At 64.0% G+C, this 11,559-nt stretch carries 11 protein-coding genes; 3 read left to right on the top strand and 8 right to left on the bottom strand.

Annotation, left to right across the window (positions count from 1 at the left end; genetic code table 11):
• Positions 1-46 precede the first annotated feature (46 nt).
• The gene (gene choX, locus ACFSCT_RS01810) at positions 47-979 is read left to right on the top strand and encodes a choline ABC transporter substrate-binding protein (protein WP_379139644.1); all 933 of its coding nucleotides are present in this window, start codon (positions 47-49) and stop codon (positions 977-979) included.
• Entirely contained in the window at positions 976-2,469 is a 1,494-nt protein-coding gene (betC, locus tag ACFSCT_RS01815; protein WP_379139645.1) for a choline-sulfatase, read from the top strand. The genes choX and betC overlap by 4 nt, the downstream gene beginning before the upstream one ends.
• A gap of 52 nt (positions 2,470-2,521) precedes the next feature.
• Here betC and ACFSCT_RS01820 read toward each other — a convergent pair whose 3' ends face one another.
• From ACFSCT_RS01820 to ACFSCT_RS01855, 8 genes are all read right to left on the bottom strand, one after another.
• Positions 2,522-3,667, bottom strand: a complete 1,146-nt coding sequence (locus ACFSCT_RS01820; RefSeq protein ID WP_379139647.1) for an iron-containing alcohol dehydrogenase — start codon at positions 3,665-3,667, stop codon at positions 2,522-2,524.
• Positions 3,664-5,052: an aldehyde dehydrogenase family protein gene (locus tag ACFSCT_RS01825; RefSeq protein ID WP_379139649.1), complete on the bottom strand. Its 1,389-nt coding sequence runs from the start codon at positions 5,050-5,052 to the stop codon at positions 3,664-3,666. The genes ACFSCT_RS01820 and ACFSCT_RS01825 overlap by 4 nt, the downstream gene beginning before the upstream one ends.
• 7 nt (positions 5,053-5,059) lie before the next feature.
• The gene (locus ACFSCT_RS01830; RefSeq protein ID WP_379139650.1) at positions 5,060-5,449 is read right to left on the bottom strand and encodes a VOC family protein; all 390 of its coding nucleotides are present in this window, start codon (positions 5,447-5,449) and stop codon (positions 5,060-5,062) included.
• 5 nt (positions 5,450-5,454) lie between these two features.
• Positions 5,455-6,816: a glutamine synthetase family protein gene (locus tag ACFSCT_RS01835; RefSeq protein WP_379139652.1), complete on the bottom strand. Its 1,362-nt coding sequence runs from the start codon at positions 6,814-6,816 to the stop codon at positions 5,455-5,457.
• Between the two features lie 64 nt (positions 6,817-6,880).
• On the bottom strand, positions 6,881-7,921 hold the full coding sequence (locus ACFSCT_RS01840; RefSeq protein WP_379139654.1) for a TRAP transporter substrate-binding protein: 1,041 nt from the start codon (positions 7,919-7,921) through the stop codon (positions 6,881-6,883).
• A gap of 23 nt (positions 7,922-7,944) precedes the next feature.
• Positions 7,945-9,270, bottom strand: coding sequence for a TRAP transporter large permease (locus tag ACFSCT_RS01845; RefSeq protein WP_379139656.1), 1,326 nt, complete (start codon positions 9,268-9,270; stop codon positions 7,945-7,947).
• A complete protein-coding gene (locus tag ACFSCT_RS01850; protein WP_379139657.1) occupies positions 9,267-9,776 on the bottom strand; it encodes a TRAP transporter small permease subunit in 510 nt (169 codons plus the stop codon). The genes ACFSCT_RS01845 and ACFSCT_RS01850 overlap by 4 nt, the downstream gene beginning before the upstream one ends.
• Positions 9,776-10,522 carry an N-formylglutamate amidohydrolase gene (locus ACFSCT_RS01855; protein ID WP_379139659.1) on the bottom strand — a complete coding sequence of 249 codons (747 nt, stop codon included), beginning with the start codon at positions 10,520-10,522 and terminating at the stop codon, positions 9,776-9,778. Before ACFSCT_RS01855 ends, ACFSCT_RS01850 begins: the two co-directional genes overlap by 1 nt.
• 96 nt (positions 10,523-10,618) lie before the next feature.
• Between ACFSCT_RS01855 and ACFSCT_RS01860 the strand changes: the two genes are divergently transcribed.
• Complete coding sequence (locus ACFSCT_RS01860) at positions 10,619-11,551, top strand: MurR/RpiR family transcriptional regulator (protein ID WP_379139661.1); 933 nt, start codon at positions 10,619-10,621, stop codon at positions 11,549-11,551.
• Positions 11,552-11,559: the final 8 nt, after the last annotated feature.

The raw sequence follows: 11,559 nt of genomic DNA on the forward strand, positions 1-11,559 counted from the left end.
TCAAATCGGATTGACTGGGCCATATCATTATCAACGGAGCAAGACGATGAGACTGATACCCGCGGCCCTGACGGCCATTATTCTGGCGACCCCCGTGCTTGCCCAAGATCCCGCGACTTGCGAAACCGTGCGTCTGTCCGATCCGGGCTGGACCGACATCACCGCCACGAACGGCGTCGCCGCGACGGTTCTGGGCGCGCTTGGCTACAAGCCCCAGATCCAGACACTGTCGGTCCCGATCGGTTATGAGGCGCTGAAAAACGGCGAGATCGACGCGTTTCTGGGCAACTGGATGCCGGCCCAGCAAAAATTCCGCGACGATCTGGATGCCTCGGGCAAAGTCGATGTCCTTGGCCAGAACCTCGAGGGCGCAAAGTTCACGCTGGCGGTGACCAAAGCCGCCGCCGATTTGGGCATCAAGGATTTCGCCGATCTGGACGCCCAAAAGGACGCCTTCGGCGGCAAGATCTACGGGATCGAGCCCGGCGCACCGGCCAACCAGTCGATTCAGGCGATGATCGACGCCGATGAATTCGGCCTTGGCGACTGGGAGCTGGTGGAGTCGGGCGAGCAGGCGATGCTGGCGCAGGTCGGCCGCAACGATGGCGAAGGCAAGCCTACGGTTTTTCTGGCCTGGGCGCCGCATCCGATGAATGTCACCTACGCGATCACCTATCTGACCGGCGGCGACAAGCAGTTCGGCCCCAATTTCGGCGGCGCCACCGTCCACACCGTAGCCCGCAAGGACTGGGTGGCGGCCTGTCCGAACGCGGCCAAGCTGCTGGCCCAGATGAAATTCAGCGTCGACATGGAAAACGCGCTGATGGGCAAGATCCTGAATGACGGCATGTCGGGCGAGGAAGCGGCCAAGGATTGGCTGGCGGCGAATCCCGACACCGTGGATCCGTGGCTTGACGGGGTGACCACGCTGGACGGCAAGCCCGGCGCCGATGCGGTCAAGGCCGCGATCGCCGGGTGAAACCCAACATCCTGATCCTGATGGCGGACCAGCTTTCGGGGGTGCTTCTCCCCGACGGCCCCGCCGATTTTCTGCACACGCCGAACCTGCGGCGGTTGGCGGCGCGGTCCACGCGCTTCGCCCATTGCTATACCGCCAGCCCGCTTTGCGCGCCGGGCCGGGCCAGCTTCATGTCGGGGCAATTGCCGCGCCGGACCCGGGTCTATGACAATGCGGCCGAGTTCGCCTCGGACATCCCGACCTATGCGCATCACCTGCGCCGGGCGGGATGGCAGACCTGCCTGTCGGGCAAGATGCATTTCGTCGGCCCCGATCAGTTGCACGGGTTCGAGGAACGGCTGACCACCGACATCTATCCCGCCGATTTCGGCTGGACCCCGGATTACCGCAAACCCGGCGAGCGGATCGACTGGTGGTATCACAACCTCGGGTCGGTCACCGGGGCAGGGGTGGCCGAGATCACCAACCAGTATGAATATGATGACGAGGTCGCCTATAACGCCTGCCGCAAGCTTTACGACCTTGCGCGCGGCGCCGACGACCGGCCGTGGTGCCTGACGGTCAGCTTCACCCACCCGCATGATCCGTTCGTGGCGCGGCGCAAATACTGGGACCTGTATGAAGGTGCGCCGGCGTTGCAGCCGCCCGAAGCCATCGCCTATGACGACATGGATCCGCATTCGCAACGCCTGCTGGACGCCTGCGACTGGCGCAACTTCGACATCACCGACGCGCAGATCCGCCGCGCGCGGCAGGGGTATTTCGCCAATATCAGCTATATAGACGACAAGATCGGCGAAATTCTGGACGTGCTGGAACGAACCCGGCAAGAGGCGGTGATCCTGTTCCTGTCCGACCATGGCGAGATGCTGGGCGAACGCGGCATGTGGTTCAAGATGAACTTCTTCGAGCAATCGGCGCGGGTGCCCCTGATGATCTCGGCGCCGGGCATGGCGGCGGGCCGGGTTGATCGCCCGGTCAGCAGCATCGACGTGCTGCCGACGCTGTGCGATCTCGCCGGGCTGGCCATGAACGATATCGCGCCATGGACCGACGGTGAATCGCTGGCGGATGGCGGTGCGGATCGCGGCCCGGTGGCGATGGAATACGCCGCCGAGGGCTCAATCGCGCCGCTGGTCGCATTGCGGGACGGGCGCTGGAAATATATCGCCTGCTTGGCCGATCCCGAGTTGCTTTTCGATCTGGAAACCGACCCGGAGGAGCGGCGCAACCTTGCCCCCGATCCGGCCCATGCCGAGGTGCTGGAACGCATGCGGGCGATGGCGGCGGATCGTTGGGATCTGGCGGCTTATGACGACGAGGTGCGCCAATCGCAGGCGCGGCGCTGGATCGTCTATGAGGCGCTGCGGAACGGCGCCTATTTCCCCTGGGACTATCAGCCGCTGATGCGCGCCTCCGAACGCTATATGCGCAACCACATGGATCTGAACGTTCTGGAAGAAAGCAAACGCTTTCCGCGCGGCGAGTAATCGGGGACGGGTCCGGGCGGCGATCATACACCGCCCGGACCCAGCGCAACCCCTACATGCAGGCCTGATACAGCGCGCGGGTGTTTTCGCGGGTCATTTCCACCGGATTGCCGCCGGCGGTCGGATCCTGCAACGCCATCTCGGTCAACTCGTCCAGCCGGCCTTCCTCGACCCCCATTTCGCTCAGCGTATTCGGAATGGCCAGGATCGAGCGCAACTCCATCACCCGGTCGCGGAAACCGTCGAAGCCGCCCTTGATGCCAAGATAGTCGGCGGCGCGGGCGATCTTTGCCTCGATCGCCGGGCGGTTGAAGTCCAGCACCATCGGCATGACCACGGCATTGGTGGTGCCGTGATGGGTGCCATAGATCGCGCCGACCGGGTGGGACAAGGCATGGATCGCGCCAAGGCCCTTTTGGAAGGCGACGGCCCCCATGGCGGCGGCGCTCATCATCTCGGCCCGGGCATCCAGATCGTTGGGATTTTCATAGGCGCGCTGCAGGTTTTCATTCACCAGCCGCAGACCTTCAAGCGCGATCCCCTGACTCATCGGGTGATAGTAGTTGCTGGAATAAGCCTCCAGACAATGCGCGAAGGCATCCATCCCGGTCCCGGCGGTGATGAACTTCGGCATGCCGACGGTCAGTTCGGGGTCGCAAATGGTGACGGTGGGCAACAGCTTGGGGTGGAAGATGATCTTCTTGACGTGGGTTTCGGAATTGGTCAGCACGCCGGCGCGGCCGACCTCGGAACCGGTGCCGGCGGTGGTCGGCACGGCGATGATCGGGGCGATGCGGCTGGCGTCGGCGCGGGTCCACCAGTCGCCGATATCCTCAAGATCCCAGACGCTGACCGACTGGTCATGCATCAGCGCGATCATCTTGCCCAGATCCAACGCCGAGCCGCCGCCGAAACAGATCACCCCGTCATGGTTGCCGGCGCGGTAAGCCTCGATCCCGGCCCGCATGTTGCCGTCGTTCGGGTTGGGATCAACGTCAGAGAAGATCGCCCGCCCCAGCCCGGCAGCCTCCAGGTTGTCCAGTGCGGCGGCGGTGATCGGCAGGGCCGCAAGCGCCTTGTCGGTCACCAACAGCGGGCGGGTGATGCCCGCGTCGGCGCAAAGCGCGGCCAGTTCGCTGATCCGGCCAAGGCCGAATTTGACCGCGTTCGGATAAGACCAGTTCGCACGAGGGCTCATTTCGTCACCTTTTTAAGATGGTATGATTTCGGCCGGGTCACCGCCTGATAACCCAGCGCAGACAGGCTTGCGCCGCGACCCGTATCCTTGGTTCCGGTCCAGCACAAGGCCGGATCAAGATAGTCGCAGCGGTTCATGAACACGGTGCCGGTTTCCAGCCGTGAGCCGATTTCCGCCGCCGCGTCGGCATCCGCCGTCCAGATCGAGGCGGTCAGCCCATAGTCGCTGTCGTTCATCAGCCGCACCGCCTCGTCGTCATCAGCGACCGGCATGATCCCGACCACGGGACCAAAGGATTCCTCGCGCATCACGCGCATGTCGTGGTTCACGTCGACCAGCACCTGCGGCGCCAGATATGCGCCGCCATCATCGGCGGGAAACTCGGCCGGGTCGATCAGCGGCCGGGCGCCCGCCGCCACGGCATCGGCGATCTGGCCGCGCACCAGTTCGGCGAACCGGCGATGCGCCATCGGCCCCATGGTGGTTTCCGGGTCATGCGGGTTGCCCAGACGCTGGTTCCGCGCCCATGCGGCCGCCTTTTCGACGAAAGCGTCATACAGGCTTTCGTGCACATAGATCCGCTCGATCCCGCAGCAGCACTGACCGCTGTTGAACATCGCACCATCCATCAGCCCGTCGACCGCCGCGTCCAGATCGGCGTCGGCACGGACATAGCCCGGGTCCTTGCCGCCAAGCTCCAACCCGGTGCCGGCGAATGTCCCCGCCGCCGCCCGCTCGATCGCCCGCCCGCCGCCGACCGAGCCGGTGAAGTTCACGAAGCCGAAGCTGCGGTCGGCGATCAGCGCCTCGGTCGTCTGGTGGTCCAGCACGACATTCTGGAACACATCGGCGGGCACGCCACCCGCCTGCATCGCCTCGGCCAACCGCTCGCCCGCCAAAAGCGTCTGGCTGGCGTGTTTGAGGATCACCGCATTGCCGGCGATCAGGGCGGGCACGACGGCGTTGATCGCGGTCAGAAACGGATAGTTCCAGGGCGCGATGACAAAGACCACGCCGACGGGCTCGCGCCGGATCTCGCGGCGGAACTTGTCGTCATCCTCGATCACCGTGGGCGCCAATGCCTCGGGGGCGATCCGCGCCATATATCCGGCCCGGTCGTTCACGCCGCCGAATTCGCCGCCGTAACGGACCGGCCGCCCCATCTGGTCGGCCAGTTCCTTGACGACAGCATCCTTCATGCCGTTCAGCGCCGCAATGCCGGCCTCGACACGCGCGATGCGTTCGGCCAACGGCAGGGCGGCCCACGCGGGCTGAGCCGCGCGGGCGCGTGCCACGGCGTCGCGGGCCTCGGCCTCGGTCAGCACGGTCCGTTCCACGTAAACGCTGCCGTCGACGGGCGATATCAACTGAATCGTTTTACTCATGTCATCCTCATGCGGCCGGCCCGTGCGGCGGATCGTATCGGGCAATCTCGATCAGATTGCCGTCCGGGTCATTGAAATAGATCGAGGTGATGGGCCCGCGCGCGCCGGTCTTGGCCACCGGCCCTTCGGTTACGGGCACGCCTTGCGCCGCCAGATGCGCAAGCACCTGTTCCGGCGACTGGTCGGTCAAAAGACAGACGTCCCCGCAGCCGATGGCGGCATGGTTGCGGGTTTCCTGACCAAGGGTCTGCAGGTTGATCTTCTGCCCGCCGATCTGCAGGGCGCGCCGCGTCCCCGCGAAGGCGACAACCTCGACCCCCAGCACGCGGGCATAGAAAGCGCAGGCGGCGTCGATGTCGCGCACGGTCAGGACGATATGATCAATGCCGCGGATCATCATGATCAGGCGCGCTCGAATCCGCGCGCGACCTCCCAGTCGGTGACGACGCGGTTCTGTTCCTCGATCTCCCACAGCGCCGCGCGGGCGTAATGGTCGATCACGGCCTTGCCGAAGGCATCCTTCAGCATTTTCGAGCCGACCATCGCCTCGGCCGCGGCGCCAAGGGTTTTCGGTATCTCCTGCACGGCGCCGGCCTTGTAGATGTCGCCGGTGACGGGGGCGCCCAGTTTCATCTTCTTCTCGATCCCGTCGAGCCCCGCGGCCAGCAGCGCCGCACAGGCCAGATAAGGGTTCAGATCGGCCCCGCCGATCCGGCATTCGATCCGCACCGCCTTGGTATCCTCGCCGCAGACCCGGAAACCGGCGGTGCGGTTGTCGATGCTCCACACCGCCTTGGTCGGGGCAAACATGCCGGTGACGAAACGCTTGTAGCTGTTCACATAGGGCGCAAGGAAATAGGTGATCGCGGGCGCATGGGCCAGTTGCCCGGCGACGAAAGAGCGCATCAGATCGGACATGCCATGTTCGGCCTTGGCATCGAAAAACGCATTCTTGCCGTCCCGCCACAGCGATTGATGCACATGGCTGGACGAGCCAGCGCGGCGATGGTCGTATTTCGCCATGAAGGTCGCCGACTGGCCATGCGCCTGAGCTATTTCCTTGGTCGCGGCCTTGACCAGCACATGCATGTCGGCCGTGTCCATGGCGTCCGAATATCTGACGTTGACCTCGTGCTGGCCGGCCTCGGCCTCGCCCTTGGTGTTCTCGACCATGATGCCCGCGCCGTAAAGCCCGTTGCGCAGCGCCCGCATCACCGGCTCATCCGCAAAGGTGCCGGTGATCGCATAGTCGACGTTGAACCGCGCGGTGGGGGTCAGGTCGCGATAGCCGGCGTCGAACAGGTCCTTGTAGCCCTGCGCGAACAGAAAGAATTCCAACTCGGTCGCCATCATCGGGGTCAGCCCCAGCGCCTCGGCCCGCGCGATCTGCCGCCGCAGCATGGCGCGGGGCGAATGCGGGACGGGTTCGTGGGTGTGATGGTCCAGCATGTCCACCATGCAGAGCGCCGTGCCCGGCGCCCAAGGCAGGCGCCGCAGCGTGGTCAGGTCGGGCTTCATCACATAGTCGCCATAGCCTGCCGCCCATGACGTGGCCTCGTATCCCTGCACCGTCGCCATTTCCAGATCGGTGGCCAGCAGATAATTGCAGCAATGCGTCTCGTCATGGCTGTCAAGGAAATGCGCGGCGTGGAAACGCTTGCCCATCAGCCGCCCCTGCATATCGGTCATCGCCACGATCACCGTGTCGATCTCGCCCGATTTCACAGCGGTTTTCAGGGATGAAAGCGTCAGATTGGCGGGCATGAGGCACCTTTGGCAAACGAGGGGGCCGGGTGCGCCGAACTGTTCCGGCGCACCCGATGTCGGATCAGGAATAACGGTAGGGCGGTCCGGCCTTGGACATCACGTCGTTATATTCCTTGATGATGGCCACCACTTTGGCCTTGGTCTCGGATTCGGCGGCGATCTCGTCCCAGAACTTCTGCGCCGCCGCCTCGACTGTCGCCCATTCCTCGCTGGGGATGGTGGTGAGCTTCATCTTGTCGCCGGTCACCCGCAGCTTGGCCTCGCCCGACCAATACCAGTGCTGACGATAGTAATGCGACTGATCGAAGCAGACCCGCATCAGCTCTTTCAGATGATCCGGCACCTCGTCCCAACGTTTCTGATTGGCGAAGAAATGCCCGATCCACGCGCCCGAGATATTGTTGGTCAGGAAGTTGCCGGTCGCGGCGGCCCAGCCGACGGTATAGTCCTCGGTGATGCCCGACCACGCCACCCCGTCAAGCTCGCCGGTTTGCAGGGCGACCTCGATATCCTCCCACGGCAGGGTGACCGGCACGACACCGAACTGTGCGAGGAAGCGGCCGGCGGTCGGGAAGGTAAAGACGCGCTTGCCCTGCAGATCGGCAAGGCTGTTGATCGGTTGTTTGGTGGCGAAATTGCACGGATCCCACGATCCCGCCGAGATATGCTGAACACCGACCTTGGCGTATTCTGCCTTCCAGATCTCATCCAGACCGTAATGGTTGAACAGCGTCGGCACATCCAGCGAGTAACGCAGCGCGAGGGGGAAATAGCCGCCGAAAACAGTGACTTCCGTCGGACTGGCCATGCTGTCGTCATCCGATTGCACGGCGTCGATGGTGCCGTTCTGCATGGCCCGGAACAGCTCAGCCGTGGGGACAAGCTGGTCGGCGAAGAACAGCTCGATCTCCATCTGGCCATTGGCGATCTTGTTGAAGGCCTCGATCGCGGGCTTGGCGACATGTTCGCCCAGCGTCGCGCCGGCATAGGTCTGCATCCGCCATTTGATCGGTGCGCCCTGCGCCCGCACCGCCGGCGCCGCCAGCGCCGTCGCCCCGGCGGCCAGCGCGCCCGTGGTCAGAAAGCTACGTCTTGTCGTCATCTCTCTCTCCTGTCGGTTTGTGGTTATTGGCCGTAGATGCTGTGGGGTAGCCACAGCGCGATTTGCGGGAAAGCGATGATCAGCCCCAGCGTAAGCAGCATGATCAGCACGAAGGGCACGACAGAGCGATAGATCACGCCCAGCGTGAAATCCTTCGGCGCCATCGCCCGCATCAGAAACAGGTTATACCCGAAAGGCGGCGTCAGATAAGCGATCTGGCAGGTGATCGTGTAAAGCACGCCGTACCAGATCAGATCGAAGCCCAGCACCCGCGCCAGCCCGACGAATATCGGCGCGACGATGACCAGCATCGCGGTGTCATCCAGAAACATGCCCATGACCAGAAAGCTGAGCTGCATCAGCAGCAGCACCTGAAGCGGCGAAAGCCCCATTTCCCGCAGGAACAGGTTCTCGATCGCGCGCCCCGCGCCCAGCCCGTCAAAAACGGCGCCAAAGGACAGCGCGGCCATGATGATCAGCATGAACATGCAGGTGATTGCCAGCGTCTGGCGGGTCGCGACCTCGAACACCTGTCTGGTAAAGCGCCGCTTCAACACCGCGGCGATGACCGCCGACAACGCGCCGATGACGCTGGATTCGGTCAGGCTGGTCCAGCCGTTGATGAACGGGACCATCATCGCGACGAAGATCAGCACCGGCAGAATGCCGGCCCGCAGCAGGTGAAGGCGCTCGGCCCAGGTGATCCGCGCGCGTTCCTCGGCCGGCATCGGCGGGGCAAGTGCCGGGTTCAGGCTGGTGCGGATCAGGATATAGATGATGAACAGCGCCGCCATCAGCAGCCCCGGCACGATACCGGCCAGCCACAACTGGCTGACCGGCTGGCGGGCGATCAGCGAAAACAGCACCAGAACGACCGAGGGCGGAATCAGGATACCAAGGCTCGACCCGGCCTGAATCACCCCCGAGATCATCGGCTTGCCATAGCCGTGCTTGACCAGCTCGGGCAGCGCGATCGTGGCGCCGATGGCCATGCCCGCGACCGACAGCCCGTTCATCGCCGAAATCATCACCATCAACAGGATCGTCCCGATGGCCAGCCCGCCGGGCAGCGGGCCGAACCAGACGTGGAACATCCGATACAGATCTTCGGCCAGCCGCGATTCCGACATCACATAGCCCATGAACACGAACATCGGCAGCGTGAGCAGCGCGTTCCACTTCATCAGCTTCATGACGCTGGAAAAGCCCATATCGCTGCCACCCGGTCCCCACAGGAACAGCGCCGCCACCACCGCGACGAACCCGATGGCGCCAAACACCCGCTGGCCGGTGATCATCATCAGCAGCATGGTCGAGAACATCAGGATCGCGATCCACTCGTAGCTCATGGCAGTTCTTCTCCGCGCAGGATCGCGATGTCGCGGATCAGATGGACGGTGGCCTGCAGGATCATCAGGAAGAAGCTGAACGTGATGATCAGCTTGATCGGCCAAAGCGGCGGTCGCCAGGCGCTTGGCGCGCGCTCATTGATCGAAAAACTGTAGGCCGTCGATTCCCAGGCGCCCCACAGCATCACGCCCAGATAGAACAATAGCGCGAATATCGTGAACACATCCCACAGCGCCTGTTTTTTCGGCGACAGCCGCGCATACAGCAGGTCCATGCGCACATTCGCGCCAAGCTGCATCGAATAGGGCGCACCCAAAAGATAATAGGCGACCAGCGTGAACTGGGCCATTTCAAGCGTCCACAGCGCCGGCACGGAAAACACCTTGGTGATCGAGGACCACAGCAGGATCGCCATCATCACGAACAGCAGATACATCGCGATGCGTCCGATCCGGTAATTCACCGCCTCGACCACCCGCACATAGGTTCGTAGCCAAGCCGGCATCACCGCACCGCCGTGATTGCGGCCCGAAGCACGGGCGTCAGCCGGTCGGCCATTGCGGCCTGCGCGGCGGGGTCGGCCAGCAGATCGTTGCGCAGTTCCAGCATGACATTGGCCAGCCCAAGGGGCGTTGCATGGGTCGCCAGCATATGCGCGACGCCGTCGGCGGCGCTGTAGGGTTCGTTCAGCATCGTCATCAACCCGGTGTCCTGCGCGGTGATGGCGCGGGCCAGCCGGTCATCGGCGTCGTGGATGACCCCGAACTCGACCTGTCGCGGGGTGCCGTGCCAGACCGGGGTAAAGCTGTGCACCGTGATCACCACCGGACGCTGGCCCAGCGCCAGCCGCGCCGCAACCATCATCGCCACCGCGTTGTGAAAGGGCAGGTAAATCCCGGCCGTGCGGCGCAAACGCTCGGCCACCGGCAGATCGGCATTGTCGGGGATCCGGTAGATCTCGCTGGTTTCGGCCATGGCGCCCGGTGCGTGCGGCGGTCGGTTCAGATCGTAGATCAGCCGCGATATCGTACCCAGCACCAAGGGCGCATTCAGGTTGCGCGCCAGACCCCGCGCAAGGCCAAGCGCGCCGGGATCCCACGCGATATGCGCCGCCTTTTCGTCCTCGGACAATCCCAGATCGCCATATTGCGCGGGAAAGTCATTCGCGGCATGCTCGCATATGATCAGCGCGTCGCCGGGCGCATCCGCACCCTCGATTTCGACCGGAGATGGCAGCATTTTGTCGGACATCAACCCCTCGCCGCGATCAGGCTGGACCAGAGCCTGCAATCCTGTCAAGATCATTCCAGTCGTTGCAATCATGTTACAAACTTTACGGGCCAAAGCATGAGCACGCCCACGAACGGAAAGCCACCGGTCCAGCAGGACGACGACTCGCTGGGCATGATCGACGACAGGATGTCGCGGCATTTCGCCTCGCTGACCCCGGCCGAACGGCAGTTGGCGATCCATCTGACGCGCAATTATCCGATCGCCGGTCTCAGCTCGATGACCGTGCTGGCGAAGGCGGCGGGGGTGTCATCGCCGACGGTTCTGCGGCTGGTGCAGAAGCTGGGCTTTCGCGGCTATCCCGAGTTTCAGACCCAGCTTCACGCCGAGGTCGAGGCGCGGCTGGAATCGCCCATCGCCAAACATGCCCGCTGGATCGCCGATGCGCCGCAGACCCATGTCCTGAACCGCTTTGCCGATGCAATTCTGGCCAATCTGACCTCGACCCTGTCGCGTATCGACCATGCCGAGTTCGACGCCTGCGCCGATATGCTGGCCGATCCGAAACGCCGCATCATGGTGACCGGCGGCCGGATCACCCATGCGCTGGCCGAATATCTTGTGGGTCAACTGGGCATCGTGCGCCCGGGGGTCACGATGCTTTCGGCGCTGTCGAACCGTTGGCCGCCGGCGCTTCTGGATCTGCGTCCGGGCGATGTGCTGATCGTCTTTGACATCCGCCGCTATGAAAACACGATCCTTTCCCTGACCGACACCGCGGCCGAGCAGGGCGCCGAGATCGTCTTGCTGACCGACCCTTGGGTCAGCCCGGCGGCGGGCAACGCGCGCTTTCGCTTCTCGGCCCAGATCGAGGTGCCCTCGGCATGGGATTCGAACGTGGCGCTGCTGGTTCTGGTCGAGGCGTTGCTGGCGGCGGTTCTTGAACGCACATGGGACGATACCGAGACGCGGATGAAGCGGCTGGAAAGCCTTTACGACAGCGCCGGCCTGTTCCGCCGTGGCAGACCCGCCGATGGCCGGCCGCGCTAGGCGCGACC

Origin of the sequence: Paracoccus pacificus (genome assembly GCF_042680785.1) — a bacterium.
Lineage (GTDB): Bacteria > Pseudomonadota > Alphaproteobacteria > Rhodobacterales > Rhodobacteraceae > Paracoccus > Paracoccus pacificus.

Coding starts and splice junctions, on each gene's coding strand:
- ACFSCT_RS01820 (WP_379139647.1), bottom strand. CDS start 3,667: ATGAGCCCTCGTGCGAACTGGTCTTATCCGAACGCGGTCAAATTCGGC.
- ACFSCT_RS01825 (WP_379139649.1), bottom strand. CDS start 5,052: ATGAGTAAAACGATTCAGTTGATATCGCCCGTCGACGGCAGCGTTTAC.
- choX (WP_379139644.1), top strand. CDS start 47: ATGAGACTGATACCCGCGGCCCTGACGGCCATTATTCTGGCGACCCCC.
- ACFSCT_RS01830 (WP_379139650.1), bottom strand. CDS start 5,449: ATGATCCGCGGCATTGATCATATCGTCCTGACCGTGCGCGACATCGAC.
- ACFSCT_RS01835 (WP_379139652.1), bottom strand. CDS start 6,816: ATGCCCGCCAATCTGACGCTTTCATCCCTGAAAACCGCTGTGAAATCG.
- ACFSCT_RS01855 (WP_379139659.1), bottom strand. CDS start 10,522: ATGTCCGACAAAATGCTGCCATCTCCGGTCGAAATCGAGGGTGCGGAT.
- ACFSCT_RS01850 (WP_379139657.1), bottom strand. CDS start 9,776: ATGCCGGCTTGGCTACGAACCTATGTGCGGGTGGTCGAGGCGGTGAAT.
- ACFSCT_RS01840 (WP_379139654.1), bottom strand. CDS start 7,921: ATGACGACAAGACGTAGCTTTCTGACCACGGGCGCGCTGGCCGCCGGG.
- ACFSCT_RS01845 (WP_379139656.1), bottom strand. CDS start 9,270: ATGAGCTACGAGTGGATCGCGATCCTGATGTTCTCGACCATGCTGCTG.
- ACFSCT_RS01860 (WP_379139661.1), top strand. CDS start 10,619: ATGAGCACGCCCACGAACGGAAAGCCACCGGTCCAGCAGGACGACGAC.